The sequence below is a fragment of the Pseudomonas sp. Irchel 3F3 genome, from assembly GCF_900187545.1.
GTDB lineage: Bacteria > Pseudomonadota > Gammaproteobacteria > Pseudomonadales > Pseudomonadaceae > Aquipseudomonas > Aquipseudomonas fortuita.
In genome coordinates this window covers 20,316-46,471 of sequence record NZ_FYDS01000016.1, presented here as the reverse complement: position 1 = coordinate 46,471, position 26,156 = coordinate 20,316, and the positions used below count along the sequence as shown (strand labels likewise).

At 62.7% G+C, this 26,156-nt stretch carries 28 protein-coding genes and 1 tRNA gene; 16 read left to right on the top strand and 13 right to left on the bottom strand.

What is annotated here, in order from left to right; all coding sequences use genetic code 11:
* Window positions 1-175 precede the first annotated feature (175 nt).
* Complete coding sequence (locus CKW35_RS25940; RefSeq protein WP_016485447.1) at window positions 176-931, bottom strand: spermidine synthase; 756 nt, start codon at window positions 929-931, stop codon at window positions 176-178.
* A 115-nt stretch (window positions 932-1,046) separates the two neighbouring features.
* On the opposite strand from CKW35_RS25940, the gene CKW35_RS25935 reads away from it, so the two are divergent.
* Window positions 1,047-2,393, top strand: coding sequence for a class II 3-deoxy-7-phosphoheptulonate synthase (locus CKW35_RS25935; RefSeq protein WP_016485446.1), 1,347 nt, complete (start codon window positions 1,047-1,049; stop codon window positions 2,391-2,393).
* Between the two features lie 43 nt (window positions 2,394-2,436).
* Here CKW35_RS25935 and CKW35_RS25930 read toward each other — a convergent pair whose 3' ends face one another.
* On the bottom strand, window positions 2,437-2,655 hold the full coding sequence (locus tag CKW35_RS25930; protein ID WP_013971536.1) for a DUF1127 domain-containing protein: 219 nt from the start codon (window positions 2,653-2,655) through the stop codon (window positions 2,437-2,439).
* Window positions 2,656-2,752: 97 nt separating this feature from the next.
* Between CKW35_RS25930 and CKW35_RS25925 the strand changes: the two genes are divergently transcribed.
* Window positions 2,753-3,604, top strand: coding sequence for a LysR substrate-binding domain-containing protein (locus CKW35_RS25925; protein WP_095117221.1), 852 nt, complete (start codon window positions 2,753-2,755; stop codon window positions 3,602-3,604).
* A gap of 58 nt (window positions 3,605-3,662) precedes the next feature.
* Here CKW35_RS25925 and CKW35_RS25920 read toward each other — a convergent pair whose 3' ends face one another.
* Window positions 3,663-4,412 (bottom strand): sulfite exporter TauE/SafE family protein, encoded by a 750-nt coding sequence (locus CKW35_RS25920; protein WP_024717729.1) that lies wholly within the window; start codon window positions 4,410-4,412, stop codon window positions 3,663-3,665.
* Window positions 4,413-4,525: 113 nt separating this feature from the next.
* On the opposite strand from CKW35_RS25920, the gene CKW35_RS25915 reads away from it, so the two are divergent.
* The 3 genes from CKW35_RS25915 (at window position 4,526) to CKW35_RS25905 (ending at window position 6,561) form a co-directional block, all read left to right on the top strand.
* On the top strand, window positions 4,526-5,479 hold the full coding sequence (locus CKW35_RS25915; RefSeq protein ID WP_016485443.1) for a LysR family transcriptional regulator: 954 nt from the start codon (window positions 4,526-4,528) through the stop codon (window positions 5,477-5,479).
* 58 nt (window positions 5,480-5,537) lie between these two features.
* On the top strand, window positions 5,538-5,993 hold the full coding sequence (locus CKW35_RS25910) for a MarR family winged helix-turn-helix transcriptional regulator (RefSeq protein ID WP_016485442.1): 456 nt from the start codon (window positions 5,538-5,540) through the stop codon (window positions 5,991-5,993).
* A gap of 139 nt (window positions 5,994-6,132) precedes the next feature.
* Window positions 6,133-6,561 (top strand): organic hydroperoxide resistance protein, encoded by a 429-nt coding sequence (locus CKW35_RS25905; RefSeq protein ID WP_016485441.1) that lies wholly within the window; start codon window positions 6,133-6,135, stop codon window positions 6,559-6,561.
* A gap of 58 nt (window positions 6,562-6,619) precedes the next feature.
* Here the strand turns inward: CKW35_RS25905 and CKW35_RS25900 are convergent, their stop codons facing one another.
* Both CKW35_RS25900 and earP read right to left on the bottom strand, forming a co-directional pair.
* On the bottom strand, window positions 6,620-7,192 hold the full coding sequence (locus CKW35_RS25900; protein WP_016485440.1) for an elongation factor P: 573 nt from the start codon (window positions 7,190-7,192) through the stop codon (window positions 6,620-6,622).
* Window positions 7,193-7,240: 48 nt separating this feature from the next.
* Window positions 7,241-8,374 carry an elongation factor P maturation arginine rhamnosyltransferase EarP gene (earP, locus tag CKW35_RS25895; protein WP_095117196.1) on the bottom strand — a complete coding sequence of 378 codons (1,134 nt, stop codon included), beginning with the start codon at window positions 8,372-8,374 and terminating at the stop codon, window positions 7,241-7,243.
* A 130-nt stretch (window positions 8,375-8,504) separates the two neighbouring features.
* Between earP and CKW35_RS25890 the strand changes: the two genes are divergently transcribed.
* Together CKW35_RS25890 and CKW35_RS25885 are read left to right on the top strand one after the other, a co-directional pair.
* Window positions 8,505-8,903: a hypothetical protein gene (locus tag CKW35_RS25890; RefSeq protein ID WP_016485438.1), complete on the top strand. Its 399-nt coding sequence runs from the start codon at window positions 8,505-8,507 to the stop codon at window positions 8,901-8,903.
* A 2-nt stretch (window positions 8,904-8,905) separates the two neighbouring features.
* Entirely contained in the window at window positions 8,906-9,376 is a 471-nt protein-coding gene (locus CKW35_RS25885) for a GreA/GreB family elongation factor (RefSeq protein WP_016485437.1), read from the top strand.
* Window positions 9,377-9,490: 114 nt separating this feature from the next.
* Here CKW35_RS25885 and CKW35_RS25880 read toward each other — a convergent pair whose 3' ends face one another.
* On the bottom strand, window positions 9,491-10,429 hold the full coding sequence (locus tag CKW35_RS25880) for a LysR family transcriptional regulator (RefSeq protein ID WP_095117219.1): 939 nt from the start codon (window positions 10,427-10,429) through the stop codon (window positions 9,491-9,493).
* Between the two features lie 118 nt (window positions 10,430-10,547).
* Between CKW35_RS25880 and CKW35_RS25875 the strand changes: the two genes are divergently transcribed.
* Window positions 10,548-11,297: a 3-oxoacyl-ACP reductase family protein gene (locus tag CKW35_RS25875; protein ID WP_060518446.1), complete on the top strand. Its 750-nt coding sequence runs from the start codon at window positions 10,548-10,550 to the stop codon at window positions 11,295-11,297.
* A 125-nt stretch (window positions 11,298-11,422) separates the two neighbouring features.
* On the opposite strand, the gene CKW35_RS25870 is transcribed toward CKW35_RS25875, so the two are convergent.
* Window positions 11,423-12,301, bottom strand: a complete 879-nt coding sequence (locus tag CKW35_RS25870; RefSeq protein WP_095117194.1) for a LysR family transcriptional regulator — start codon at window positions 12,299-12,301, stop codon at window positions 11,423-11,425.
* Window positions 12,302-12,407: 106 nt separating this feature from the next.
* On the opposite strand from CKW35_RS25870, the gene CKW35_RS25865 reads away from it, so the two are divergent.
* From CKW35_RS25865 to CKW35_RS25855, 3 genes are all read left to right on the top strand, one after another.
* Window positions 12,408-13,595, top strand: a complete 1,188-nt coding sequence (locus CKW35_RS25865) for an MFS transporter (protein ID WP_095117192.1) — start codon at window positions 12,408-12,410, stop codon at window positions 13,593-13,595.
* A gap of 134 nt (window positions 13,596-13,729) precedes the next feature.
* Window positions 13,730-14,110 (top strand): hypothetical protein, encoded by a 381-nt coding sequence (locus CKW35_RS25860; RefSeq protein WP_060518452.1) that lies wholly within the window; start codon window positions 13,730-13,732, stop codon window positions 14,108-14,110.
* 133 nt (window positions 14,111-14,243) lie between these two features.
* Window positions 14,244-16,376 carry a TonB-dependent siderophore receptor gene (locus CKW35_RS25855; RefSeq protein WP_095117190.1) on the top strand — a complete coding sequence of 711 codons (2,133 nt, stop codon included), beginning with the start codon at window positions 14,244-14,246 and terminating at the stop codon, window positions 16,374-16,376.
* Between the two features lie 185 nt (window positions 16,377-16,561).
* Here the strand turns inward: CKW35_RS25855 and CKW35_RS25850 are convergent.
* A tRNA-Ser gene (locus CKW35_RS25850) sits at window positions 16,562-16,651 on the bottom strand.
* Between the two features lie 198 nt (window positions 16,652-16,849).
* Between CKW35_RS25850 and CKW35_RS25845 the strand changes: the two genes are divergently transcribed.
* From CKW35_RS25845 to CKW35_RS25835, 3 genes are all read left to right on the top strand, one after another.
* Complete coding sequence (locus tag CKW35_RS25845; RefSeq protein ID WP_095117188.1) at window positions 16,850-17,539, top strand: crotonase/enoyl-CoA hydratase family protein; 690 nt, start codon at window positions 16,850-16,852, stop codon at window positions 17,537-17,539.
* A gap of 183 nt (window positions 17,540-17,722) precedes the next feature.
* Window positions 17,723-18,436 (top strand): 1-acyl-sn-glycerol-3-phosphate acyltransferase, encoded by a 714-nt coding sequence (locus tag CKW35_RS25840; RefSeq protein ID WP_016485429.1) that lies wholly within the window; start codon window positions 17,723-17,725, stop codon window positions 18,434-18,436.
* A 69-nt stretch (window positions 18,437-18,505) separates the two neighbouring features.
* A complete protein-coding gene (locus tag CKW35_RS25835) occupies window positions 18,506-19,477 on the top strand; it encodes a magnesium and cobalt transport protein CorA (protein ID WP_024717731.1) in 972 nt (323 codons plus the stop codon).
* A 31-nt stretch (window positions 19,478-19,508) separates the two neighbouring features.
* Here CKW35_RS25835 and CKW35_RS25830 read toward each other — a convergent pair whose 3' ends face one another.
* A complete protein-coding gene (locus CKW35_RS25830) occupies window positions 19,509-20,240 on the bottom strand; it encodes an amidotransferase (protein WP_095117186.1) in 732 nt (243 codons plus the stop codon).
* 528 nt (window positions 20,241-20,768) lie between these two features.
* Between CKW35_RS25830 and CKW35_RS25825 the strand changes: the two genes are divergently transcribed.
* Window positions 20,769-21,569, top strand: a complete 801-nt coding sequence (locus CKW35_RS25825; protein ID WP_095117184.1) for a cytochrome c — start codon at window positions 20,769-20,771, stop codon at window positions 21,567-21,569.
* A 45-nt stretch (window positions 21,570-21,614) separates the two neighbouring features.
* Here CKW35_RS25825 and CKW35_RS25820 read toward each other — a convergent pair whose 3' ends face one another.
* The 4 genes from CKW35_RS25820 to CKW35_RS25800 all read right to left on the bottom strand — a co-directional run bounded on the left by CKW35_RS25820 (window position 21,615) and on the right by CKW35_RS25800 (window position 25,056).
* Window positions 21,615-21,947: a ribonuclease E inhibitor RraB gene (locus CKW35_RS25820; protein ID WP_016485425.1), complete on the bottom strand. Its 333-nt coding sequence runs from the start codon at window positions 21,945-21,947 to the stop codon at window positions 21,615-21,617.
* A gap of 179 nt (window positions 21,948-22,126) precedes the next feature.
* Window positions 22,127-22,363 (bottom strand): hypothetical protein, encoded by a 237-nt coding sequence (locus CKW35_RS25815; RefSeq protein WP_016485424.1) that lies wholly within the window; start codon window positions 22,361-22,363, stop codon window positions 22,127-22,129.
* 203 nt (window positions 22,364-22,566) lie between these two features.
* Complete coding sequence (locus CKW35_RS25810; protein ID WP_016485423.1) at window positions 22,567-24,624, bottom strand: LTA synthase family protein; 2,058 nt, start codon at window positions 24,622-24,624, stop codon at window positions 22,567-22,569.
* Between the two features lie 240 nt (window positions 24,625-24,864).
* The gene (locus CKW35_RS25800) at window positions 24,865-25,056 is read right to left on the bottom strand and encodes a PLDc N-terminal domain-containing protein (protein WP_016485422.1); all 192 of its coding nucleotides are present in this window, start codon (window positions 25,054-25,056) and stop codon (window positions 24,865-24,867) included.
* Between the two features lie 126 nt (window positions 25,057-25,182).
* Here CKW35_RS25800 and CKW35_RS25795 point away from each other — a divergent pair, with 126 nt between their 5' ends.
* On the top strand, window positions 25,183-26,121 hold the full coding sequence (locus CKW35_RS25795) for a ZIP family metal transporter (protein ID WP_016485421.1): 939 nt from the start codon (window positions 25,183-25,185) through the stop codon (window positions 26,119-26,121).
* The last annotated feature ends 35 nt before the right edge of the window (window positions 26,122-26,156 follow it).

Here is a 26,156-nt window from a genome sequence, read left to right as displayed (position 1 = left end):
CGAGCTGAATCGATAATTCCCTGAAGCCTCACCCGATCTGTGTGGGAGCGGCCTTGCGTCGCGAAAGGGGTGCGAAGCGCCCCCAGGATTTAAGCCACGCCGCATAGATTGCCGGGGCCGCTCTGCGGCCCTATCGCGACACAAGGCCGCTCCCACAAATGGCCGCGTCAGGCGTTCAAGTTGCTGGCCGAATCTCTTTGATCAACCCATCCAGGCTATAACCCAGCTGCGGCGCCAGCGCCTCGGCCCGGGCACGCAACCCCTCCAGATCCAGCACCTGCTCAAGATCAGCCGGCACCAGCAAGATCACATTACCCTCCTTCACCGGCAGCTCCCAGTAATGCCGATGGTACAGCCCGCGCAGCAATGCCGCGCCCAGCGGCTTGCCGTCGTCGGTAGCCCACTGGTTGATTACCAGCCAGCCGCCCGGGTTCAGTTGCTGCTGGCAGTTTTCCAGGAATTTCCATGCCAGGTGCCCCACGCCCGGCCCATGGTCGGTGTACAGGTCGACAAACAACAGGTCGGCCTTCTCCGCCGTGGGCAGCAACTCGATGGCATCACCGATGCGCACGTACAACCGAGGGTCATCATCCAGGCCCAGGTGCTCCATGGCCAGGCGCGGTACGTCCGGGCGCAGCTCGATGGCCTCGATGTCTTCAAGTGGCAGGAACTTCATGCAGGCCTGGGTCAGCGTGCCGGCACCCAGGCCAAGAAACAGCGCGCTCTCCGGCTGTTCATGGCACAACGCCCCCACCAGCATGGCGCGGGTGTAGTCGTACTCCAGCCAGCTGGGGTCGGCCGTGAACACACAGCTCTGCTCGATGGCATCGCCGAATTCCAGAAAGCGGTAGTCGTCGACTTCATACACGCTGATGACGCCAAAAGCGTCCTCTACCCGTGCCAGTAGCCGCTCTTCCCGTTCCGCCGTCATGCTTACCACCCACCCGCGCAAAACGCGCATTGTCCGTCAACACCCTTGATGCAACAAGCGCAGCGCCAACTGTTACCATGGCCTATAGCCTACAACCTACAAGACCGAGCCCGAGATGAACCGACCGTGGAGCCCTGACAGCTGGCGCGCCCTGCCGATCCAGCAGCAACCGACCTACCCCGATGCTGCGCACCTGCTGAAGGTTGAACAGACCCTCGCCAGCTACCCGCCGCTGGTGTTCGCGGGCGAGGCACGCGAGCTGCGCAGGCAGTTTGCCGAGGTTACCGAAGGCCGCGCCTTCCTGCTGCAAGGTGGCGACTGCGCCGAGAGCTTCGCCGAGTTCTCGGCGGCAAAAATCCGCGACACCTTCAAGGTGCTGCTGCAGATGGCCATTGTGATGACCTTTGCTGCCGGCTGCCCGGTGGTGAAGGTGGGGCGCATGGCCGGGCAGTTTGCCAAGCCGCGCTCCTCGGGCGATGAAACCATTGGCGACATCACCCTGCCCGCCTACCGCGGCGACATCGTCAACGGCATCGGTTTCGACGCCAAAAGCCGCATCCCCGACCCGGAGCGCCTGCTGCAGGCCTATCACCAGGCCACCGCCAGCCTCAACCTGCTGCGCGCCTTCGCCCAGGGCGGGTTTGCCGACCTGCACCAGGTGCACAAGTGGAACCTGGATTTCATCGCCAACTCGGCACTGGCCGACAAGTACCACCAACTGGCCAACCGCATCGACGAAACACTGGCATTCATGCGTGCCTGCGGCCTGGACAGCGCGCCGCAACTGCGCGAAACCAGCTTCTTCACTGCCCACGAAGCGCTGCTGTTGAATTATGAAGAAGCCTTCGTGCGCCAGGACAGCCTGACCGGCGACTACTACGACTGCTCGGCGCACATGCTGTGGATAGGCGACCGCACCCGCCAGCTCGACGGCGCCCACGTGGAGTTTTTGCGCGGCGTGCACAACCCGATCGGGGTCAAGGTCGGCCCGAGCATGAACCCCGAAGAGCTGATCCGCCTGATCGACACGCTGAACCCGGCCAACGACCCCGGGCGCCTGAACCTGATAGTGCGCATGGGCGCGAGCAAGGTTGGCGACCACCTGCCGGGGCTGATCCGCACCGTCGAGCGCGAGGGGCGCAAGGTGCTGTGGAGCTCCGACCCGATGCACGGCAATACCATCAAGGCCAGCAGCGGCTACAAGACGCGCGACTTTGCGCAGATCCTGGATGAGGTGAAGCAGTTCTTCCAGGTGCACCAGGCCGAGGGCAGCCATGCTGGCGGCATTCATATCGAGATGACCGGGCAGAATGTCACCGAATGCATCGGTGGCGCCCGGCCGATTACCGAGGATGCGTTGTCTGACCGGTATCACACCCATTGTGATCCGCGGATGAATGCCGATCAGTCGCTGGAGTTGGCGTTTTTGATTGCCGAGACGTTGAAGCAAGTCCGGCGGTGAGGCTGGGGCGCATGCCTTGAGAAGCCAGGCGCCCGGCCCACACTCACTTCCTCAGCGGATCATCCCAGAAATGCCGCTCGGCCTCTTGCTGGATATCCGCCCGGCTCAACCCCAAGTCGTGCAAGGTTGCGTCACTGAGGCTGGCCAGCTCCTGGCGCTGGCGGTACAGCTGCAGCCAGCGCGCCGGACGCTGCAGGGCCGCATGCCACAGGTGGTTCAGGGAAAAGGCAGGTTGCTGGATGCTGCTGACATGACCTTTCATCGTGAAGCCCTCCGTGTTGGATGGCCTCAGTCTCGCGCCGGGCTTAAGATCAATCCAACGAATGTTTCTGATGCCATGCATCTCGGAGATTGATGCAATGTCCCAGTACCAGAGCCTCGATGCGGACGTATTGCGCACCTTCGTCGCCATCGCCGAGCAAGGCGGCTTTACGCGCGCCGGCGAAGTGGTCAACCGCACCCAATCGGCGGTGAGCATGCAGATGAAACGCCTGGAAGAAGACATCCTGCAGCGCCAGCTGTTCGAGCGCGACGGCCGCCAGGTTCGCCTCACCGCCGAGGGCCAGGTGCTGCTGGGCTATGCCCGGCGCATCCTCAAGCTGCATGGCGAGGTGTTCAATACCCTGCGCATGCCGCACATGGTCGGGCTGGTGCGGATTGGCACGCCTGACGACTACGCCATGCGCTTTCTGCCGACCATCTTGTCGAGCTTTGCCCAGGCCTACCCGCTGGTGCAGGTGGAAGTGCATTGCGACTCTTCCAAGCAATTGATGCTGCGCCAGGACCTGGACCTGACCATTGTCACCCGCGAACCAGGTAACGAGGTGGGCCAATTGCTGCGCCAGGAACGCTTGGTGTGGGCCGCCGCCGAAGGCTTTTGCCCACAGGAACAGCGGCCGATGCCCGTGGCACTGTTCAATACCGACTGCTTCTGCCGGGCCTGGACCTGCAATGCACTGCAAGCACAAGGTATCGACTACCGCATTGCCTATACCAGCCCCAGCCTGGCGGCGATCTTTGCCATCGTCACGGCAGGGTTGGCGGTGACGGCGCAACTGCAAAGCCTGATTGGTGGCAATATCCGCATACTGGGTGAACAGGACGGGCTGCCGCAGTTGCCCTTAGCCAATGTGATGCTGGTGCGCAGTGCGCAGAACCCCTCGCCGATTACCGACTGTATGGCCGACTACATCGTTGAGGGTTTCAAATAATTGGGGCTTGTGGGAGCGGGCTTGTCCCGCGAATGGGCCGCAACGCGGCCCCACAATCTCACAGTTCAAACCCCAGCATCACCGCACACACCACCAAAAACACACAGAACATCGCCCGCAGTACCTTCTCCGGCAACGCATGAGCCAGCTTCACCCCCCAGCTGATGCTGAGCAAACCACCCACCGCCAACGGAATCCCCACCGCCCAGTCGACACTGTGGTGCACCCCATAGGTCACCAACGTCACCAAAGTACTCGGCGCGGCCAGCGCCAGCGACAGCCCCTGCGCCACCACCTGGGTGGTGCCGAACACACTGGTCAGGATCGGCGTGGCCACCACCGCCCCGCCCACGCCGAACAAGCCGCCCATGGTGCCGGCAAAACTGCCCAGCACGCCCAGCCAGGGCCAGGCATAACGCAGTTCGGCACTGGGCGGCGATGCCTTCATGAACATGCGCGCCACGTTCCACACCGCCAGGGCGACCAGAAAGCCGACAAAGCCCAGGCGCATGGATTGCGCATCCAGCCCCACTGCCCAGATCGACCCCAGCCAGGCAAACAAAAAGCTGCACGCCGACAGCGGCAAGGCATGGCGCAGCTCGATGCGGTTGCGCTGGTGATAGCGCCATAACGCCAGCAGCACGTTCGGCACCACCATCACCAGCGCCGTACCCTGCGCCAACTGCTGGTCCAGACCAAACAGCACGCCCAGCGCGGGGATTGCGATCAGCCCCCCACCAATACCGAACAAGCCCCCCATGGTGCCCAAGGCAGCGCCCAGCACGATATACAACAACCACTCGATCATCAGGGCCTCGTTTGCCTGTACAGATAATGCGAGCATGCTAACGACTGTGTGCTGGCGGGGAAACGCACAGCAGCGCACAATGGCTATGCGTTTTTCGCAAAAGCAAGGCAGCCATGAGCCCCGATACCCTGACCGACCAATTGAGCCTGTTCCTCGATGTGTTGGAGGCTGGCAGTTTTTCCGCCGCCGCCCGCCGTCACCCGCTGACCCCGTCCGCTGTGGCCCGGCGCATCGACAACCTGGAAAGCGCCGTCGGCAGCCGCCTGTTCACCCGCAGCACCCATGCCGTGCGCGCCACACCCGCAGGCAATGCCTTTGCCGAACGGGCCAGGCGCATCATCGAGGAGCTGCGCCTGGCCCGGGCTGAAGCGGTATCGCTGAGCAACGCCCCCGAAGGCCTGATCCGCATCGACGCCCCCGCCGCGTTCGGCCGCCGCCATCTGGCCCCCGCCATCGCCGACTTCCTGGTGGCCTACCCCGGCCTGGATGTGCAACTGCGGTTGATCGACAGCTTCGTCGACCTGCAGGGCAGCCACCTGGGCGAGGTCGACCTGGTACTGCGTGCCGGCCCCTTGGCCGACACCCGGTTGGTCGCCACGCCGCTGGCTTACATGGTGCGCGTCGCCTGCGCCAGCCCCGCCTACCTGGCCAGCCGCGGCATGCCCACCTGCCCCAGCGAACTGCCTGGGCATGACGGCCTGGACTGGGACGGCCTGGCCCCGCCGTTCGCCTGGCGCTTCAACGTGGCCGGGCAAACGCGCCTGTACCGTCCTGCGCGCATGCGCATGGCCGCCAACAATGCCGAAACCTTGCTGTTCGGTGCCCTCGCCGGCTTAGGTGTTGCCCACCTGCCTACCTGGCTGATCAGCGAATACCTGCTGCGTGGCGAACTGGTTCCGCTGTTTTGCGACGGCGGCCTGCCAGCAGCCGAGACCAGCGGCATTTACGCACTACGGCTGGAACATGAAACGAACTCTCGCAGCCGTTTGCTGCTCGAATTCCTCAAGAGCCGCTTCAGCCCGATTCCACCCTGGGACCTGGCCTTGCGCAGTGAACTGCGTGAGTAATGCGCGCACTAAAAATAAGCGTGCCAGAATTCCCCATTGATCAATTTCAAGGACCTGCATGAACGCCGACACCCAAGCCTCTTGCGACGAGCTGCTGCTGGACAACCAGGTCTGCTTCGCCCTGCACTCCACCTCGTTGCTGATGACCAAGGTCTACAAACCGCTGCTGCAAGCCTTGGGCCTGACCTACCCACAGTACCTGGCCATGCTGGTGCTGTGGGAGCGCGACGACCTGACAGTGGGCGAAATCAGCCAGCACCTGCTGACCGACCCGGGCTCCCTGACGCCACTGCTCAAGCGCCTGGAAAGTGAAGGCCTGCTGCAGCGTAACCGCAGCAGGGAGGACGAACGGGTAGTAATGGTGCAGCTGACTGAAAAGGGCCGCGCCCTGCAACAGCAGGCCAAAGAAGTGCCGCAGTGCATCCTCAAAGCCAGCGGGCGCAGCCTGGAGCAGTTGCAGCAACTGCAGGCCGACCTGCTGAACCTGCGCGAGAACCTGCAGAAAAACCTCTGACAGCTATGCTGTGCACTGGCCGTTCGGATGGACGGCAATGATTTATCTTGCGCGCAAACTAATTGCGCGCTAATTTAAATCCCACACCAATCCGCGCCCTCCTTGACCGGGAGCGCACAGCACATTAGCGAGGCTCAAGATGCAAAAGGTCACTCCGCTGTACATCGCAGAAGCTACCTCCACCGGTGGGCGCGACGGAAAATCGAAATCCAGCGACGGCAAGCTGGCAGTCAGCCTGAGCACGCCCAAAGAACTGGGCGGCGCAGGCGGTGACGGCACCAACCCCGAGCAGCTTTTCGCTGCCGGATACTCAGCCTGCTTCATCGGCGCCCTGAAGTTCGTGGCCGGGCAAGAGAAGAAGGCCCTGCCGGCAGATGCCTCTATCACCGCCAAGGTGGGCATTGGCCAGATCCCAGGCGGTTTCGGCCTGGACATCGACCTGCACATCAACCTGCCAGGCCTGCCCCAGGCCGATGCCGAAGGCTTGGTGGAAAAGGCTCACAAAGTTTGTCCGTATTCCAACGCTACCCGCGGGAACGTGGATGTGCGCCTGCATGTGACGGTTTAAGTCGCAGGCACAAAAAACCCGGCCGAGGCCGGGTTTTTTGTGCACATTGCAAGAAGAATTACTTCTTGGCACGGCCTTTGTACGAACCGCCTTCGCGGGTATCGATTTCGATCAGGTCGTCGATTTCGATGAAGTCAGCAACGCTGAGTTCAGTACCGTTTGCCAGCTTGGCAGGCTTCATGACTTTGCCCGAAGTGTCGCCACGAGCCGAACCTTCGGTGTAGGCAACCTTACGCACGATGGTGGTCGGCAGCTCTACCGATACCAGACGGTCTTCGAAGAACACAGCTTCGCAGATGTCTTCCATGCCTTCTTCGATGAACGGCAGAACGGCCTCGATGTCTTCGGCGTTCAGCTCGTACATGGTGTAGTCGGTGGTGTCCATGAAGGTGTATGTGTCACCGCTGATGAACGACAGGGTCGCTTCTTTGCGATCCAGGATCACGTCGTCCAGCTTGTCGTCCGCACCGTATACGGTTTCGGTCTTGTAGCCGGTCAGCAGGTTCTTCAGCTTGGTCTTCATGATCGCGCTGTTACGGCCCGACTTGGTGAACTCAGCTTTTTGAACCAGCCACGGGTCGTTGTCGATCCGCAGGACGGTACCGGGTTTCAGTTCTTTACCAGTTTTCATTACGAAGTATCCGAATCTGGATGGATTTATAAAAATCGAGGCCGCGTATCATAGCGAATTTCGGTAAAAGTGTACTAGCGCTGTGGCAAGGTCCGGCTGAGCGGCCTGTCGCACCGCCCAAAGCCGGGCATGCCGTTGCAGTTCCGGCCAGTGCTGGCGGGCTGCCTGCCACGCCTGGCCCATGTCGCAGTCCATGTTCCAGGCACGCCACAGGCCCAGCAGGGCGGCATCGGCTTCATCTGACAGGCCGCGTCGATAATGCGCCAGAAACGCTTCGAGCTTTTCCCAGTGGGCGTTCTCGTCCTGCACATAGATGTGCCACAGCATCGGCTGCCCGGCCCACTGCGCCCGCACGAACGAGTCTTCACCACGCACCGCGTTGAAATCGCAACTCCACAGCAGCCGGTCGAAGTCGTCCTGGCTGACGAACGGCAGCACCTGCACGGTCAGCGCGCCCCGCTTGCGCACGCTGCCCACCTGCAGCGGCACCTCGCCAAGCCACTGGCTCAGCCCCGCCACGATACGCCCTTGCGGTACCAGCAGGTGGCACGGTTGCGCGCCTGTGGCCAAGGCATTCAGCCAGCTGGCCAACTGCGGGTTTTCGTAGGCAAACAGCGATATCAGCAATGCCCCCTGCTCGGGCGCTACCCCAAGCTCCTGCAGAAACGCCTGGCGTGCCCCGGCCGACTGCTGGAAGGCATCACGCCGCGCCAGCAGCGAGCCCTCGCGTAGCAGGCCGCCGGTTTTTTCGGTAAAGCCGGGGAAGAAAAACACCTTGCGCAGGCCGTTGGGCTGCGGCGAAGGCAAGCCATGGCAGCCCTCCACCCAGTCCTCGGCACTGAGGTATTCAAGGTTCAGCCACAGCGGCGGCGTGGCGCAGGCACGCATTGCCTCTACATAGGCCGCCGGCAACTGGCACGCGAAGGCGCCGATCACCCCATCGGCCGGTGCCACCGGCAGCCAGGCCGCAGGCCACTGACGCACATCCACACCGTGCTGCCACTGCTGTGCTGCGCTGGCATCAGCCCCTGGGCACATGGGCGTGAACGCGTTCAGGTCATCTACCCACAGGCGCACCGCCAGGCCATGCTCAGCCACCAGTTGCCGGGCCAGGCGCCAGGTCACGCCTATGTCGCCGTAGTTGTCGACGACGCTGCAGAAAATGTCCCAGGTGGCTTTCACCCGCCCCTCCCGTTCTGGTGCAAAAAACGCGAATTCTGCGGATAAATTGTCGCCGACAAAAGCACCCGCACGGAAAAATGCTCAAGTGCATGCGACAATGTACCCCGACCTACCCTGCCAGGAGGCTGCCATGGCCCGCCACCGTGAACTCAAGATCACCCTCAAGCCGCTGCCGTTGATTGTGTGCGTTGCCTTTGGCCTGTGGCTGGGCGCCGTGGCCATTGCCGCGAGCCTGTGGCTGGCGCTGCAACTGTGGCCACAGCAGGTGCAGCCGCTGGCCCAGGCCGTGGCCCCCGGTGTGTACCGGCCTGCCGCCCCCCCGGCGCCAGCCCCGGCACAAGACGCCCAGGCCGAGATGTTCGAGCACTACAAGGGCATTCTGCGCAAACAGGAACTGCAACAGGCCGCCGAGGCCGCGCAGGGCAACCCGCGCAACCTCAACAGCCCCAAATGCCAGTTCTGGATGCAGCAGAACCGCACCGCCCCCACCGACAAAAGCCAGGCCAACGTGCTGGAGTTCTGTTACTGACCATGGACAAGACCCGCCTGCTGGCGCAGATCGTCGCCACCCTCGAGCATGACCTTGACGTGCTGACCCGCGCGGCGCAAAGCGCCTACGAAACTGCCACCGCCGAAGAGAACATTGCCGAGAACAAGTACGACACCCTGGGCCTGGAAGCTTCGTACCTGGCCACCGGCCAGGCCCGCCGCAGCGCCGAGATCCGCCAGGCGCTGCTGACGTACCAGCAATTGCTGCTGCGCGACCATGACCCGGCGCGCGGGGTGCAGATCAGCAACCTGGTGACCCTGGAAGATGACGCTGGCGGACAGCGCCGGTTGTTCCTCGGGCCTGAGGCGGCGGGGTTGAAGATTGGTGAGGGGGATGAGCGGGTGACCGTGATCACCCCGCGCTCACCGCTGGGGCAGCAATTGATGGGCAAGCGGGTGGATGATGAGGTGAGCCTGGGAGCGCAGGCATTGTTCATTACGGGTATTGCCTGATCGGGCCCTATCGCCGGCAAGCCAGCTCCCACAGGATTACCACAGGCCTGAATACTGCAGGCTCCCTGTGGGAGCTGGCTTGCCGGCGATAAGTTTCGGTCAGGCAAAACACACCTAAAGGGTTTGCAAGGCATCGAACCGCCCCGCCAACCCCTGTTCGGCAAACTGCTCCACCACAAAATCGATGAACGCCCGGGTCTTGCCCGGCATCAGCTTGTGCTCGGCGAAATACAGGCTGATATGCCCGTCATCCACGTACCAGTCAGGCAACACCCGCCGCAGCCGCCCTGCCTGCAGGTATGGCACGGCAAATGGCAGGCTCACCAGGGCAATCCCCAGCCCCTGCTCGGCCACCGCGCACGCCGCGTCCGAATCGCTCATGGTCATCGCCTGGCGCAGTTGCATCGGCTGCTGCGCCTGCCAGCGGCTGGTCAAAGGCCACGAGCGCACCCGCCCGGTCTGCGGTGAGCGGATCAGGATGCCGTCGTGCCGCTGCAGCACCTGCGGGTCGTCAATCGGTGCGTGCCGCTGCAGGTAGGCCGGTGCTGCCACTAACACCCGGTGGGCCGGGGTCAGCTTGCGCGCCACCACCCCCGGCGGCAGATCGAAACCACCGCCAATCGCTGCATCGAAGCCCTGGCCGATCAGGTCGACCTGGCGGTTGTCGAAATGCCAATCCGGGGTAATCGCCGGATAACGCCGTAAAAACTCACCCAGCAAGGGCAACACATACAAGCGCCCGAACACAGTGCCCATGCTCACCCGCAACAACCCGGCCGGCTGGCCTTCGGCGCTGGCCAGGTTGGCCACGGCATACTGGATGGTACGAAAGCTGTCGCTGACTTCGCCCAGAAAACGCTGCCCCGCCTCAGTCAGGGTCAGCTTGCGGGTACTACGCTGGAACAACCGCACGCCCAGGCGCGCCTCCAGCTGAGCCACGTGCTTGCCCACGGCGGCGGGGGTAATGCTCAGGCGCCTGGCAGCTTCGGCAAAGCTGCCGACCTCAGCACTGCGGATGCAGCACTCCAACGCGTTGAACGATTCCACGGCCATCATTGCCAACCCAAGGTTTACTCTGCTGATAGTGATTGCCATCTTATCAGCAGGTAATCAAGCGCCGATACTTTGCCCATCCAAGGCATTTCGGCCTGGCTTCCAGCAGGAGATCAGCATGTCCAAGCAACTTTCACTCGAAGGCAAAGTGGCCCTGGTTCAGGGCGGTTCCCGCGGCATAGGCGCAGCCATCGTGCGCCGCCTGGCACGCGAAGGTGCGCACGTGGCCTTCACCTATGTCAGCTCCGCCGGCCCGGCAGAAGACCTGGCCCGCGAGATTACCGAAAACGGCGGCAAAGCCCTGGCCCTGCGGGCCGACAGCGCCGACGCAGCCGCCGTGCAACTGGCAGTGGATGACGCCGTGAAGGCCTTTGGCAGGCTGGATATCTTGGTCAACAACGCCGGTGTGCTGGCGGTAGCACCGGTGACCGAGTTCGACCTGGCCGACTTTGACCGCATGCTGGCGGTGAACGTACGCAGCGTGTTTGTCGCCAGCCAGGCCGCAGCCCGTTACATGGGCCAGGGCGGGCGCATCATCAATATTGGCAGCACGAACGCCGAGCGCATGCCATTTGCCGGCGGTGCGCCTTATGCCATGAGCAAGTCGGCGCTGGTTGGCCTGACCCGTGGCATGGCGCGTGATCTGGGGCCACAGGGCATTACCGTGAACAACGTGCAGCCGGGGCCGGTGGACACCGACATGAACCCCGCCAGTGGCGAGTTTGCCGAGAGCCTGATCCCGTTGATGGCGATTGGACGGTATGGCGAGCCGGAAGAAATTGCCAGCTTTGTGGCTTACCTTGCTGGGCCAGAGGCGGGGTATATCACCGGGGCAAGCCTCACGATTGATGGTGGGTTTGCCGCTTGAATTGATGGGTTGCCTATTTCGGCCCATTGCCGGCAAGCCAGCGCCCACAGGATCACCACAGGCCTTGAACCCGTGGGGTTCCCGTGGGCGCTGGCTTGCCGGCGATGGGGCCAGAACAGGCTCAATCATTGTCCCCCCAGATGCTGTTCCATCACCTCCAGAAACGCCCGGGCAGCAGGCGTCGGGCTGGAGGACCACACGGCATACAGGTGCCGCACCGGCGCATCTACCAACCGCGCCAGTGCCACACCTTCGAAACCCTGGGCCACCCGTTCCGGCACCAGGCCCACCGCCATGCCCCGCTGCACGAACTTTTCCACCAGGCGCACATGGCCGATCTCGAATTGCACCCGATGCTGCAGCCCCGCTGCCTGAAACGCCTCATCTGTCTGGCGCCGCGCCCCGGTGCCTTCGGGGAAATCCACCAGCACTTCATCCGCCAGATCGGCCAACGCCAGCTGCCCGCAGCCGGCCAGCCGATGATCAACCGGCAACAACGCCACCAGTTCCTCCCTGGCCAGCAACCGATGCTGCACGCCCTGCACCACCTCGCCCTGCCACAGGCCAATGAAACCAACGTCCAGGCGCCGCTCGACCACATCGGCTATCAGCCATTCGCTCTTGGCCGTGATCCAGCGCACATCCACATCCGGGAATCGTTCGTGGAACACGGCCAGCAAGTCGACCAGGTCCAGCGCCGTGAGCGAGCTGATTTCCCCTATCGCCAGCCGCCCGCGCACCTGCCCGCATGCCGCCGCCACGTCATCGGCAATGCGCCGGGCCGCGTCCACCGCCGGCCGCGCGCTGAGCACAAAGGCCTCACCGGCAGGCGTCAGGCGCACCCGCCGCGAACTGCGCTCAAACAGGCTTACACCCAGCTGCGCTTCCAGCCGCGCCACCTGGTGACTGAGCGCCGACTGCACCACATGGCAGCGCTCAGCGGCACGGGTAAAACTGCCAGTGTCGGCCACGGCGAGGGCGTATTCGAGCTGCTTGAGGTTCATCGATCTATCTGCTTTCAAGATGGATAAGTTGAAAACTATACATTGGCGTCATGCCTGACACTTCTTGATAATTCCCCCACTTCCTACTGCCCGCCAAGAGAACCGCATGAACGCCCCCACTCTCAGCCGCGCCATGATCCTGCTGATGGCCACCGCCACCGGCCTGGCCGTGGCCAGCAACTACTACGCCCAACCGCTGCTGCACAGCATCGCCCAGCAGTTTGGCCTGAGCACTGCCAGCGCCGGCAGTATCGTCATTGCCGCACAGCTCAGCTATGGCGCCGGCCTGTTGCTACTGGCGCCGCTGGGTGACCTCTTCGAGCAGCGCCGGCTGATCACCGTGATGACCGCCATTGCCACGTTAGGGCTGGTCATCAGTGCATGTGCGCCGAGCCTGCCCTGGCTGATCCTCGGCACGGCGCTGACCGGGCTGTTCTCGGTGGTGGCGCAGATTCTGGTGCCCATGGCCGCGACCCTCAGCGAGCCGCATCAGCGTGGGCGCGCAGTCGGTACGCTGATGAGCGGCCTGCTGCTGGGCATCCTGCTGGCACGTACTGCTGCCGGTTTTATGGCCGAACTGGGCGGCTGGCGCAGCATCTACGTGTTGGCCGCTGTGCTGATGGCGGTCACCGCGGTGGCGCTGTACCGCAGCCTGCCGCAGCATCACAGCCATGCCGGGCTGAAGTACCCGGCACTGATCGGCTCGGTGTTCCGCCTGTTCATTGAAGAACCGGTCCTGCGCCTGCGCTCGCTGCTCGGCCTGCTGGCGTTCAGCCTGTTCGCCCTGTTCTGGACGCCCCTGGCCTTTTTGCTGACCAAGGGCCCCTACCACTACTCCGATGCAGTGATCGGCCTGTTCGGCCTGGCCGGTGCAGCCGGTGCGCTGTCGGCGAACTGGGCCGGGCGCCTGGCCGACCGCGGCAAAGGCGCGCTGGGTACCACCGTGGGCCTGGTGGTGTTGCTGCTGTCGTGGGTGCCGCTGGGCTTTGCCCAGCAGTCATTGCTGGCCCTGCTGCTGGGCGTGCTGATGCTCGACCTGGCGGTACAACTGGTGCACGTGAGCAATCAGAACGCAGTGATTGCCCTACGCCCCGAGGCACGTACGCGGCTGAACGCCGGGTATATCACCTGCTATTTCATTGGCGGGGCGCTGGGGTCATTGCTGGGCACGCAGTTGTTCCAGTACCAGGGCTGGATGGGCATTGTGGCGGCGGGCCTGGTGATTGGCGGGCTGGCGTTGCTGGTGTGGGGCCTGGCCGAGCGTAAGCGCAAGACCACCTTGCAGGTGGCCTGAAAGATACCCGCGAAGAGGCCATTAGCCACGGCGACAATGCACCGCACGACCCTCCGTCGCATGGTCGTTGACTTGCCAGGCCAGGCAGCGCCCATTAGGCGCTGGTCAATGCCCTTTCCTGACAGGACGACTTTATGACAAGACTCACGGTGCAATCCGGCGATTTCTTGCAAGGTGAAGGCGAGTATCGCAACGGATCGCTCACACTCAAGACCCCGCGCAGCCCGTCACCGGGTGAGCGGATTTCCCTGGCCCGCATCAGCGACCTCCGGCTGGCCAGCCTGGAAACCAGCCGCAGCCTGGGCAGCGCCCTGGGCTGGGGTGTGGCGGGGGCCCTGGTGGCCGGGCCGGTGGGCTTGCTTGCCGGGCTGTGGCTAGGCGGCAAGGAGCAAGAAGCTACCTTCCTGGCCACCTTCAAGGATGGTCGCAAGCTCATGGCGATTACCGACGGCAAAACCTGGTCGAAGATCGATGACAGTTGGCGGCAGCACAATCACCCTGCCAACCAGGGCTGAATATCGCGGGGCCTGGATCGTTTTATGCTGAAGGCGGCTGTTAAGATGCCGCCTTTTTCATGGCCTGTGCCGGCCTCTTCGCGGGTTTACCCGCGAAGAGGCCGGCACAGGTGTGCGCATCCAGGAGCCCCGCATGCCCCCGCGTCCCCCCCGCCTGCCCCTGAGCCTGCTCAGCCTGGGCCTGGCCCTGCATTGCCCCCATGTGCTCGCCGAAAACAGCGTGGTGCTGGCCCCGCTGCAGGTGTCCGACACCTACGGCGACGACGGCTATCAGGCACACCAGGCCGCAGTGGGCGGCTTCCAGCCCGCGCCCTTGCTTGATACCCCTGCCGCCATCAGCGTTTTCAGCCAGCAACTGCTTGAAGACCGGCAGGTGCGCCAGCTAAGCGAAGTGCTGCAAAGCGACGCCTCGGTTGGCGAAAGCTATGCCCCCATCGGCTACTACGAAAACTTCAACGTGAGGGGCTTCGAGCTTAACGCCGCCAGCAGCTACCGTATCAACGGCCAGACCATTGCCGGCGAGCAGAACGTGGCCCTGGAAAACAAACAGCAAGTCGAGTTGCTAAAGGGCCTGTCCGGGCTGCAAAGCGGCGTTTCAGAGCCGGGTGGCCTGGTCAACTACGTGACCAAGCGCGCCGAGGATGTGCGTAGCGTCACGCTGTCGACCAACGCACAGGGCGAACGCTACCTGGCCACCGACCTGGGTGGCTGGTTCGGCAGCGAAAAACAGTTCGGCCTGCGTGCCAACCTGGCCCATGAGGACATCCGCTCGTATATCGACCATGCGGATGGCAAGCGTGACTTCGCCTCGCTGGCCTTCGACTGGCAGATCAACCCGGATGCCACCCTGCAACTGGATGCCGAATACCAGCACCGCGAACAGCGCTCGGTGCCGGGTTACCAACTGCTGGGCGGCACCGCAGTGCCTCATGGCATCGACCCGGACGACCGTTTGGCGTACCAGCACTGGGCCAAACCCGTGCAGAACGACTCGCTGAACCTGGGCGGGCGCTTCGAGTACCGCTTCAACGAGGCCTGGACCGGCACCTTGAGTGCCTCGCGCAGCAAGGTGGTGATCGAAGATTACAGCGCGTTTGCCTGGGGTTCGAGCGAAGGCGCGTTCTTTGCCAGCAATGGCGACTACGACATCTACGACTTCCGCAGCCCCGACGACACCCGCCGCACCGATGAAGCACAGGCCATGCTCAACGGGCACTTCGATGCGCTGGGCGTGGGGCATGAACTGACCGTGGGCACCAGCGCGCAGCGGCGCACGCTGGATCAACGGCCGTACTACAACGAGTGGCTGGGTACCGGCAACATCTACACCGGCGCCCCCGCCTTCGCCCCGTCCGACAAAGCTGTCGGTGCCAGCGAACGCCGCCTGGACAGCCGTCAGTACGGCCTGTTCGTCAGCGACCGCATCAGCTTCAACGAACAGTGGCAGACCGTGCTGGGCGCCCGTGAAGTGCGCCTGGATGAAAAGACCTGGGACGAGAATGGTGTTGCCGGGCGCCATACCCGCCAATATGAGTTGCTGCCCAATGCTGCACTTATCTACAAGCCGCAGCCAGATACCACGGTATACGCCAGCTACGCCCAGGGCCTGTCTGCCGGCGGCACGGCACCCTGGTTTGCCAGCAACGCTGCCGAAATCCTCGCACCCACAACCTCACACCAACTGGAACTGGGCCTCAAGCACGACTGGCAAGGCCTGAGCCTCAGCGCCGCGCTGTTCCAGATCCGCCAGGCCTACCAGTACGCACGCCCGGACGGTGCTGGCAACTTCACCTACGTGCAGCAAGGCCAGCAGAAAAACACCGGCCTGGAGCTGGGTGCCAGCGGCTGGGTAACCCGCAACTTGCAGGTACAGGCCAGCGCCGCAGCCATTCGTGCGCGGGTGAAAAACAGCGGTACCGATGCCTATGAAGGCCATCAGGCAATCAATGTGCCCAGGTTCCGGGCAGCACTGCACGCGCAATACACGCTGCCGGTACCGGGGCTGGCACTGTTGGGCGCGGCGCGCTACAGCGCCAGCAAGTATGCGAGCCAGGCGGGCAATGTGGAGGTTGGCGGGTACACCGTGTTCGATGTAGGGAGCCGGTATCGTACGCGCATTGGCGGGTATGACACGGTGCTGCGCCTGACCGTGGATAACGTGTTCGACAAACGCTATTGGCGCGATGTGGGGGACTATCTGGGGGATAACTACCTGTTCCAGGGGGCGCCACGTACCGCTCGGCTTTCGGCTTCGGTCAGCTTTTAAGATCTTGGGGCCGCTTTGCGGCCCATCGCGACGCAAGGCCGCTCCCACAGGGGACCGCGTGAATCTCAGGTGAACGCGGTCCCCTGTGGGAGCGGCCTTGCGTCGCGATGGGCTGCAAAGCAGCCCCAAAGGCCCAAATACAAAAAGCCCCCGTGCTTTTCAGCGCGGGGGCTCTTCGTAGAATGTGGCGGTGAAGAAGGGATTTGAACCCTTGATACGATTTCTCGTATACACACTTTCCAGGCGTGCTCCTTCGACCACTCGGACACTTCACCGTTTCTCTTCAAGCCTTGCGGCCCGTCGAGGTGCGCTAATTTAGTGAAAGACATTCCCTTTGGCAAGCACTTTTTTCAATTTTTTCATGTATTTGCATTTGGCACGCGGTGAACGCTGACCGACCAGTCAGCCTTGCTGCTTTACCTGGCCTCTGGCGCTGGGTAACGTCGTCGCCACGCCAACAAAAGGACTCTGCCATGAGCGAGCTGATTACCTACCACGCCGAAGACGGCATCGCCACCCTGACCCTGAACAACGGCAAGGTCAACGCCATCTCGCCGGACGTCATCACCGCCTTCAACGCCGCGCTCGACCGCGCGATCGAAGCGCGCGCAGTGGTGATCATCACCGGGCAGCCAGGCATCCTGTCGGGTGGTTACGACCTCAAGGTGATGACCAGCGGCCCGCAAGAGGCAATCAGCCTCGTCACCGCCGGCTCTACCCTCGCCCGCCGCCTGCTGTCGCACCCGTTCCCGGTGGTGGTCGCCTGCCCGGGCAATGCCGTGGCCAAGGGCGCTTTCCTGCTGCTGTCGGCCGATTACCGCATTGGCGTCGAAGGCCCGTTCAAGGTGTGCCTGAACGAAGTGCAGATCGGCATGACCATGCACCATGCCGGTATCGAACTGGCCCGCGACCGCCTGCGCCGCTCAGCCTTCCACCGCTCGGTGATCAATGCCGAGGTATTCGACCCACACGCGGCGGTCGATGCCGGCTTCCTCGACAAAGTGGTGCCGGCCGAGCAGTTGCAGGAAGCGGCACTGGCGGCGGCGCGTGAATTGAAGAAGCTGAACATGCTGGCGCACAAGAACACCAAGCTGAAAGTGCGTAAAGGCCTGCTGGAGGCCCTGGACAAGGCGATCGAGCTGGACCAGCAGCATATGGGCTAGGCCCACCGGCCTCTGTGGGAGCGGGCTTGCCCCGCGAAGCAGGCAACGCGTTGCACGGCACCGGCTCCGCCGGTGTTCGCGGGGCAAGCCTGCTCCCACCGTCAGCAAGGCGCAGCAACAAGGTTTGCCCGAACCAGTGCACACCCGTACACTCCCCGGCGACTGTCTGGTGTGAGTCGTACCATGCTTTATTCCTTGCGCATGCTTCTGCTGGCGCTGCATTTCCTTGTGGTTGGCGTCGTGGGCCTGGTCATCGGCCTGTGCCGCCCCTTCAACCCCGACAACAGCCGCATATTCGCCCACCTCTACAGCCGCCCGGCCACCAGACTGCTGCGCATCAAGGTCAAGGCCGAGGTCGGCCCGCTATGGGATCAGCCCCCCGGTTGCGTGATCATCGCCAACCACCAATCCAACTTCGACCTGTTCGTGCTCGGCCAGGTCGTGCCACGACGCACCGTTGCCATCGGCAAGAAAAGCCTGGGCTGGGTTCCGTTGTTCGGCCAGCTGTTCTGGCTGGGCGGCAACGTGCTGATCGACCGCAAGAACAGCTACCAGGCACGCAAGGCCCTGCAGAAAACCACCCGCGTGCTCCAGGACGATACCTCGATCTGGGTGTTCCCCGAAGGCACACGCAACCCCGGTGAACACTTGCTGGCATTCAAGAAAGGTGCCTTTCACATGGCCATCGAGGCCGGCGTGCCGATTGTGCCGGTATGCGTCAGCCGCTATGCCAAACGCATGGGCCTGAACAGCTGGCGCCAGCGCACGGTAGTCGTCCGTTCGCTGCCGCCCATTACAACCGCCGGCATGACCCAACGGGATATCCCGGCGCTGATCGAGCAGTGCCGGGTGCAGATGCAGCAATGCATAGACCGCATGGAACACGAGCTGGCCTGAAGCCGGTTGCTCTTGGGCCGGGTACGGCCCAAGCTGTACCCCGTGTTCAACCGGAATAAGCAGGCAACCATGGGTCGAGTCGTGGCATCGGCGGTGTACAGCGCCGGCAGAAAGGTCACCAACATCAGCATCGACGAAGGCAGCGAGTGGGCGCGCAAGCCGGGGCACTTTGTGTGGATTGGCCTGGAAGAGCCCAACGCCGAGGAACTGGCCAACCTGCAATGCCAGTTCAACCTGCACGAGCTGGCCATCGAAGACGCCCTGGAAAAGCACAGCCGGCCCAAACTGGAAACCTTCGGCGACGCGCTGTTCATCGTCACCTACTCGCCAGTGCGCCATGAAGGCAAGCTGGAGTTCATCGAAACGCATATCTTTGCCGGCAACGGCTACATCATCACGTGCCGCAATGGCCACTCCAAATCCTATGCCCTGGTGCGCCAGCGCTGCGAGGCGCGGCCGCTGCTGCTGGAGCACGGTGAAGATTTTGTGCTGTACGCCCTGCTCGACTTCGTCACCGAGAACTACCAGCCGGTCAGCGAGGCCATTCATGGTGAAATCGAGGAGTTGGAGCAAAGCGTGCTCGGCGGTTCGTTGCAGGAGGATGACATCCGCCGCCTGCACAGCCTGCGCCGCGACATCCTGCGCCTGCGCCGCTATGTGGCGCCGATGGTGGAAGTGAGCGAGGAGTTGCAGCGCCTGAGCTTTCCGTTTATCGACAAGAACATGCGCCCGTATTTTCGTGATGTGCAGATTCACGTGACCCGGCAGATGGAAGACCTGGCCGGCATCCGCGACATCGCCAGCCAGACCATCGAGATCGGCATGCTGCTGGAGTCGTCACGGCAGAGCATCGTGCAACGCAAATTCGCGGCCTGGGCGGCGATTCTGGCGTTCCCTACAGCGATTGCGGGGATTTACGGGATGAACTTCCAGAACATGCCGGAGCTGGGGTGGCACTATGGATACTTCGGGGTACTGGGGGTGATCGTGCTGGGATGTACGGGGTTGTTTGCCAGCTTCAAGAAGTCTGGCTGGCTCTGAGATTGCCGGGGCCGCTTTGCGGCCCCCGCCACTACGCCGCGTTATGCTTGCTCACCGGCTGCTGGATAAAGCGCATCATCCACTCCCCCACCAGGTCGCCCTGGTGCTCGGTGGCCAGGCTGGCCACCGCCTTGTGGTACACCTCATCCCCCAGGTATTCCTGGCGGGCATCCAGCAGCGCGCGTGAATACTCGTGCACGAACTCCGGGTGGCCCTGGAAGCACAGCACCTGGTCACGGATGTGGTACGCCGCATTCGGGCAGAAATCGCTTGAAGCAATCACCGTGGCGCCTTCCGGCAGTTCGGTCACCTGGTCCTGGTGGCTGATCAGCAAGGTCAGCTCCGACACCTCCGGGTCCATCCACGGCGCATGGGCCGCCAGCGAGTAGCGATGGATGCCCACGCCCCAGCCCTTCTCCGCCCGCTCGGCCTTGCCACCCAAGGTCAGCGCCAGCAACTGATGGCCAAAACACACCCCCAGCAGCTTCTCGCCACGCTCGTAAAGCTTCAGCAAGTAGGCCTTGAGCGTCTGGATCCAGGCATCTGTACCGAACGAATCGGCCTTGCTGCCCGTCACAAGGTAGGCATCGAACACTTCATTCTCGGCGGGATAGTCGCCGTGCATCACGTTGTAGACACGAAATTCGGCGGCAATCGGCTGACGCGAGAAAAGCTGCTCGAACATCCTGCCGTAGCCCTGGTACTGCGCCGTCAACTCCGGTCGCAGGACATCGGTTTCAAGGATGCAGATGCGTAACGACATAGGGGTAGTCCTGAACGACATGGGTGGGAATCTGCTGTAGAGACTGACGCGAAAGACACGTACAAGCAAGTAGGCTGCACTGACGAACGGTCACATTTCGTCGGTACCCGCTTTGTGCTTGCGCCCCTGTCTAGTCAGAGCATGCCAGCCAGATGGCACATGGCCTCATAGCTAACTGAAATCAATGAACCACACAATTAGAACAAAGGGTTCTCAAACATGCATCACACACACCCTACTGTTGGATGTATATCCACTTTCAAGAGGCATGCAGTTCAGGCGCCAAGCGTCGCCACTGTGATCGACCCGAAGCGCGACAAGGAAGCCAACGGGTATTCAGGAATAACAACAAGAAGGCGGTCCGCCATGTTCAGACAATCAAAAATTCGCCAAGCTGGGCTCATTCTCTTTGCCACGACATTGCTGTTGATATTGCCGAACCTGACACGTTTGTTCGGCTGACCCTGGCGGTGGCGCCAACGGGCAGTGCACAGGTAACCTGCCGGCCTTGATGGTCGGAGATTACCCATGCGCCACTGCCTTGCACTGTTTGCGTTGTTCCTGAGCCTGCCGCTGTCGGCGGCGCAACTGCACCTTGAGCTGGGCGCCAGCGCGCACCAGTGGAGCAGCGCCGAACTGCTCGGCCACCCGCAGGCCCGGGATATCAGCGTCGATCAGGATGTGTCATACAAACGCCCCATGCACTATCGGGCGGTGCCATTGGCCACGCTGCTGGAAGGCGTAAGCCCCGCTGATCACCTGCAGGCCGTGGCACGGGATGGCTTTGCCGCCGAAATGCCCGCCGCACCGCTGCTGCAGCAAGGGCCGGCACGGGCCTGGTTGGCCATAGAGGACCCCGACAAACCGTGGCCGGCATTAGGCAAGGGCAAACCCAGCGCGGGGCCGTTCTACCTGGTGTGGACTCAGCCGCAAGCGAGCGGCATTCGCCCGGAGCAGTGGCCGTTCCAGATTTCCACCCTTCGTAAACTGGACGCTGTCGAGACGCGCTTCCCGGCCTTGCTGCCCGATCCGAAGTTGCCAGCCGATAGCCCGGTGCGCCAGGGCTTTGCCTTGTTTCAGCAGAACTGCATGGCGTGCCACCGCCTTAACGGTGCGGGGGATGCGCAAATGGGGCCGGATTTGAACATGCCGCACAACCCGACCGAGTATTTCCAGCCGGGTTATCTACGCCAATTGATTCGCAACCCGCAAAGCCTAAGGCAGTGGCCGCAGGCAAAGATGCCGGGGTTTGCTGAAAACGTGCTGAGTGAACAAGACCTGGATGCGTTGCTGGCTTATCTGGGGCATATGGCTGGGCGCAAGCCTTGAGGGCTTCTTCGCGGCTTCACCCGCGAAGAAGGCAACGGAAAACCTTCAGGCAGTCTGCCGTTCGTGCTTGACTCCCCACCCTTCCACCTCCCCCCCATAAGGTGTCACCAACTGCTCGAACGCCTCTTCAAAGTCGCCAATCCCGCCATAGGTCGCATACATGACCTTGCTCAGTTCCAGGTGCCAGGCACCGTCGCCCAGCTCTTTCACCTGGGCATTGAGCGATTCGCCACGAAACTGCCCGGCGGCGCGGCGGGCACCTGCTTCATCGGGGAATACGGCATAGAACTCGATGGGGTGGATCTGGGTGAAGTCGAAACCGCCTGCCTTCATCTGGCGCAGGACGTTGCTGCTGATATCGTCGTTCTGGCTGCTCATGAATCGTCCTCCTGAATAACGCAATGGATAGACTTTCCGTGCACTACGCACCTGCCGGCAATCAATGGCCGAGCAGTTCGAGCTGATGCAAGACGCGAATTGAAACGGCGCCTACCCGCAGAATGGCAGGCACCTTTCATCATCGTAGCGCTTGAACAGGCACCACGCAAACGTGTGGGTCAGGGCGCTTCGTGAATACTGGTGATGGTCACCCCGCTATGCTCCTTGAGCCAGCGGGCGGTCGGAGAAATGGTGCGGTCCTGGAAGTCGTTGAGGTCCAGCTCGTCCATCACCGGGAACAGCTGCGAACGGATGGCCCGCGCGGCTTCCTCCTCGCTGGGACGGTGCTCGGTCCGCAGCATCAGGGTGGACGGTTCGCCTTTTTGATCGGCAAAGATGACTTCCCACTCTTTCATTGAACAAGTCCTCCCAATCCAGATACACCACGGTGTGATGCCTGATCAACTGACCTTGGGGCCGGGAGAATGTTCAGTCTGTAAAGGCCTCTTCGCGGGGCAAGCCCGCTCCCACAGAGATATCAACGGCGGGTTTGCGATGATTTCCCTGTGGGAGCGGGCTTGCCCCGCGAATGGGCCGCAAAGCGGCCCCTTTTGCAGCCTTACTTCGGCGTGCCGTGCACGACACCGGCGGTGTTATCCAGCAGGCTCTTGGTCGCCGTCTGGATATACGCTTCCAGCTTTTTCAGCATTTCTGGCTGGTCCGGGCTTTCAATCAGTTCGGCCTTGAACTCGCTGCCCAACTGATAGCGGTACATGCGCGGGGTCATGTCCTTGGACTCGATCAGGATGCGGTCGCCTTGCACCAGGCCGACGATCTGCTCGCTGCCCGACGGCTTGATCATGCCCACGCCCTGGTCACCCTCAGGCAGGTTGAGCAGATCACGCCCCCAGCACTGGTGGCGGGCCTTGCCACCCAGGCGGCCCATGATGGTCGGCACGATGTCGACCTGGGTGCCCACGGTGTGGTTCACCGCACCAAACTTCTCCTGAATGCCCGGGGCAATCAGCAGCAGCGGCACGTTGAAACGGCCCAGGTCCAGTTCGGTGACTTGCTGGTGGTTGCCAAAGCCATGGTCGCCGACGATGACGAACAGGGTTTCCTTGAAGTATGGCTCTTTACGCGCCTTCTCGAAGAACTGGCCCAGCGCCCAGTCCGAATAGCGCATGGCAGTGAGGTGCTCGTCCAGGCGGCCTTGCCCGGTGACCTTCTCGACCGGCAGGTCTTTGGGCAGCGCGTATGGGGTGTGGTTGGAAAGCGTCTGCAGCAGCGCGTAGATCGGTTTCTTGCCGTCGTGCTTGGCCAGCTCCTCGTTGCCGCGGTCGAACATGTCCTGGTCGGACACGCCCCAGGTCGGGTCGGAGAACACCGGGTTGACGAAGTCGTTACGGCCAATGAAGGTGGTCATGCCCTGGTTGCCGAAGAACCCGGACTGGTTGTCCCAGGCAAAATCGCCGTTATAGACGTACACGTCGTCGTAATCACGGGCGCTCAGCAGTGCCGGCAGGCCCGACAGCTTGTGGCCGCCTTCCGGGGTCTGCATCAGGTATTCGAAGCCTGGCAGGTTGGGGAAGCAGGCCATGGTGGCGAACATACCTTGATGGGTATGGGTGCCGTTGGAGAAGAAGCGGTCGAATAGCAGGCCTTCTTTGGCCAGCTTGTCGAAGTACGGGGTAATGTTGTTGGGGCTGCCCAGTGCGCCTACCGAGTGGCCGGCGAAGCTTTCCATCAGGATCACCACCACGTTCTTGATCGGCAGGGTGCGCTCGGCCGGCGGCACGAAGTCGCGGCGGATGGCAGCCTCGTCGGCATCGACCAGGGTGTCGTGTGCCGTCAGCAGTTGCTCGCGCACGCTTTGCGTGGCCACGTTCTGCTCCAGTACCGGTTTCCAGATGTTGGCGCGGTCTTCGCCGAAGCGGCTCTTGGCAGCGTCGATCAGGGTCAGGGTGCCGTTCAGGCCTAACTGGTTGACGAAGTTGGAGTCAGTGGTAAACGCATCACCCCAGCGCATTGGCGGGCCTTGGCGCAGGGTGCCACGGGCAGCGACCACGGCCACCAGCAGAATCACCATGAACACCGCCAGGCGGTTGTACCATGGGGCAACCCGGTGCAGGCCTTCGCCACGGGTCGCGCGGTCGATGCCCTTGAACAGCAGGCTCAGCAGCCAGGTACCGAAGGCCCAGGCCAGCAGGTAGCGCACCACCGGGAAACCGTACCAGAGCATGCTCATGACGGTTTTCGGGTCTTCCTTGATGTACTGGAACACCAGGCCGTTAAGGCGCTGGTGGAACTCGCGGTAGAAGTCCATCTCCATCAGGCCGAGGAACATTACCACGCTCGAGGCAAGGGTCAGCCAGAAGCGGAACACCCCACGCCGGGCCATGGCCCAAGGGCTTAGGATGGCCAGCAGCAGCGGGATGCTGAGGTACACCACCACGCGCAGGTCGAAGCGCAAGCCGTTGAGGAAGCCTTCGGCAACGGTGGAATACGGGGTATCACCGATCATGTCGCTGTTGTAGACCAGCAGCGCCAGGCGCACCAGGCTGAGCATCAGCATGATCACCAGCCCGCTGAGCAGCGTGTAGGCCAGGTGGGATTTCAGGGTCGGCGAAAACGACGTTCGCGCGCCCTGTTGCTTCAAGGCGTCCGTGTTAGCCATGAATGGGGAGGTCCTAGGATTGCGGTTTGCGAAGAGGCGATGGCGCTAGACCAACGCAGCATTGTGCGGGTGCGGATTCTGTTTAAACCAATGTGAAAATTTTGTCACTGGGATGTTGCGGCTTTTGTCTGTGCCGGCCTCTTCGCGGGCTTGCCCGCTCCCACAGGAGCCCCACAACTCTTGAGAGCGGCGCAGTACCTGTGGGAGCGGGCGAGCCCGCGAAAAGACCGGCACAGGCGTTCAGATGCGCACGTTCCCCCGCGGCCCGGCAATTGCCCAGATCACCAGCCCTACCACCGGCAACAGTGCGATCAGCAAGATCCACAACACTTTGACACCCACCTCGCTGCCACTCTTGATGACATTGAGGATGGCCCAGATATCCAGCGCCAGAATGATCAGCCCGACGAGGCTGTTGAAGGTAGACCCCATGCCTAAACTCCTGTCCAGAGGCTTTGCTGCACAGCATAGCCAGCTATCGCACCAATAGAAGGGAATCCTTGGCCGTTGGCACAGGTCCCTGAGTAGACTGACTGCAATAACTGATTCGAGGTTCGCATGCCCCCCGCACACAGCCAAAGCGCCGCCCCACTTTCACTGCTGCACGCCTGGCGTCAGCAGGTGGCCCACACCCCTTGGCTCAGCGCCGGCCTGGGGCTGAGCCTGCTGGCAGTGATCGCACTGCTGGTGGCCAGCTTCTGGAACGCGGTGAACGGCGACCATGCCGATAACCTGCACCTGGCCGTGCTAGGCGGGTTGTCCGGCTTTGGCGCCACCGCGTTGGGTGCAGTGCTGGCGGTAGTGCTACGCGATGTCAGCGCCCGCACCCAGGACGTGATGCTTGGCTTTGCCGCCGGCATGATGCTGGCGGCCAGTTCGTTTTCACTGATTCTGCCGGGCCTGGACGCCGCCCGCGAGATCACCGGCAACGGCCCGGCTGCGGCCTTTACCGTAGTGCTGGGCATGGCGCTGGGCGTATTGCTGATGCTGGGCCTGGACCGGTTCACCCCGCACGAGCACGAAAGCACCGGCCCATGCGGCCCCGAGGCCGAGCGTATCAGTCGGGTATGGCTGTTCGTGCTGGCGATCACGTTGCACAACCTGCCCGAAGGCATGGCGATTGGCGTGAGCTTCGCCAATGGCGACATGAACATCGGCCTGCCGCTGACCAGCGCCATCGCCATTCAGGACATCCCTGAGGGGCTGGCCGTGGCGCTGGCCCTGCGCGCTACCGGGCTTTCGAACATGAAAGCCGCGCTGGTGGCTATAGGGTCTGGGCTGATGGAGCCGCTGGGGGCGGTGATCGGGCTGGGGATTTCGACCGGCTTTGCCCTCGCCTACCCGATCAGCATGGGGCTGGCGGCGGGGGCGATGATCTTTGTGGTGAGCCACGAGGTCATCCCCGAAACCCACCGCAATGGGCACCAGACGGCGGCAACCCTTGGGTTGATGGGTGGCTTCGGCGTGATGATGTTTCTGGATACCGCGCTGGGCTGAGGTTTTGCGGTTGCCTGTGCCGGCCTCTTCGCGGG

Excerpts from the sequence above, each read along its gene's own strand:
- CKW35_RS25940 (WP_016485447.1), bottom strand. The coding sequence starts at position 931 with ATGACGGCGGAACGGGAAGAGCGGCTACTGGCACGGGTAGAGGACGCT.
- CKW35_RS25935 (WP_016485446.1), top strand. The coding sequence starts at position 1,047 with ATGAACCGACCGTGGAGCCCTGACAGCTGGCGCGCCCTGCCGATCCAG.
- CKW35_RS25930 (WP_013971536.1), bottom strand. The coding sequence starts at position 2,655 with ATGAAAGGTCATGTCAGCAGCATCCAGCAACCTGCCTTTTCCCTGAAC.
- CKW35_RS25925 (WP_095117221.1), top strand. The coding sequence starts at position 2,753 with ATGTCCCAGTACCAGAGCCTCGATGCGGACGTATTGCGCACCTTCGTC.
- CKW35_RS25920 (WP_024717729.1), bottom strand. The coding sequence starts at position 4,412 with ATGATCGAGTGGTTGTTGTATATCGTGCTGGGCGCTGCCTTGGGCACC.
- CKW35_RS25915 (WP_016485443.1), top strand. The coding sequence starts at position 4,526 with ATGAGCCCCGATACCCTGACCGACCAATTGAGCCTGTTCCTCGATGTG.
- CKW35_RS25910 (WP_016485442.1), top strand. The coding sequence starts at position 5,538 with ATGAACGCCGACACCCAAGCCTCTTGCGACGAGCTGCTGCTGGACAAC.
- CKW35_RS25905 (WP_016485441.1), top strand. The coding sequence starts at position 6,133 with ATGCAAAAGGTCACTCCGCTGTACATCGCAGAAGCTACCTCCACCGGT.
- CKW35_RS25900 (WP_016485440.1), bottom strand. The coding sequence starts at position 7,192 with ATGAAAACTGGTAAAGAACTGAAACCCGGTACCGTCCTGCGGATCGAC.
- CKW35_RS25890 (WP_016485438.1), top strand. The coding sequence starts at position 8,505 with ATGGCCCGCCACCGTGAACTCAAGATCACCCTCAAGCCGCTGCCGTTG.
- CKW35_RS25885 (WP_016485437.1), top strand. The coding sequence starts at position 8,906 with ATGGACAAGACCCGCCTGCTGGCGCAGATCGTCGCCACCCTCGAGCAT.
- CKW35_RS25880 (WP_095117219.1), bottom strand. The coding sequence starts at position 10,429 with ATGGCCGTGGAATCGTTCAACGCGTTGGAGTGCTGCATCCGCAGTGCT.
- CKW35_RS25875 (WP_060518446.1), top strand. The coding sequence starts at position 10,548 with ATGTCCAAGCAACTTTCACTCGAAGGCAAAGTGGCCCTGGTTCAGGGC.
- CKW35_RS25870 (WP_095117194.1), bottom strand. The coding sequence starts at position 12,301 with ATGAACCTCAAGCAGCTCGAATACGCCCTCGCCGTGGCCGACACTGGC.
- CKW35_RS25865 (WP_095117192.1), top strand. The coding sequence starts at position 12,408 with ATGAACGCCCCCACTCTCAGCCGCGCCATGATCCTGCTGATGGCCACC.
- CKW35_RS25860 (WP_060518452.1), top strand. The coding sequence starts at position 13,730 with ATGACAAGACTCACGGTGCAATCCGGCGATTTCTTGCAAGGTGAAGGC.
- CKW35_RS25855 (WP_095117190.1), top strand. The coding sequence starts at position 14,244 with ATGCCCCCGCGTCCCCCCCGCCTGCCCCTGAGCCTGCTCAGCCTGGGC.
- CKW35_RS25845 (WP_095117188.1), top strand. The coding sequence starts at position 16,850 with ATGAGCGAGCTGATTACCTACCACGCCGAAGACGGCATCGCCACCCTG.
- CKW35_RS25840 (WP_016485429.1), top strand. The coding sequence starts at position 17,723 with ATGCTTTATTCCTTGCGCATGCTTCTGCTGGCGCTGCATTTCCTTGTG.
- CKW35_RS25835 (WP_024717731.1), top strand. The coding sequence starts at position 18,506 with ATGGGTCGAGTCGTGGCATCGGCGGTGTACAGCGCCGGCAGAAAGGTC.
- CKW35_RS25830 (WP_095117186.1), bottom strand. The coding sequence starts at position 20,240 with ATGTCGTTACGCATCTGCATCCTTGAAACCGATGTCCTGCGACCGGAG.
- CKW35_RS25825 (WP_095117184.1), top strand. The coding sequence starts at position 20,769 with ATGCGCCACTGCCTTGCACTGTTTGCGTTGTTCCTGAGCCTGCCGCTG.
- CKW35_RS25820 (WP_016485425.1), bottom strand. The coding sequence starts at position 21,947 with ATGAGCAGCCAGAACGACGATATCAGCAGCAACGTCCTGCGCCAGATG.
- CKW35_RS25815 (WP_016485424.1), bottom strand. The coding sequence starts at position 22,363 with ATGAAAGAGTGGGAAGTCATCTTTGCCGATCAAAAAGGCGAACCGTCC.
- CKW35_RS25810 (WP_016485423.1), bottom strand. The coding sequence starts at position 24,624 with ATGGCTAACACGGACGCCTTGAAGCAACAGGGCGCGCGAACGTCGTTT.
- CKW35_RS25800 (WP_016485422.1), bottom strand. The coding sequence starts at position 25,056 with ATGGGGTCTACCTTCAACAGCCTCGTCGGGCTGATCATTCTGGCGCTG.
- CKW35_RS25795 (WP_016485421.1), top strand. The coding sequence starts at position 25,183 with ATGCCCCCCGCACACAGCCAAAGCGCCGCCCCACTTTCACTGCTGCAC.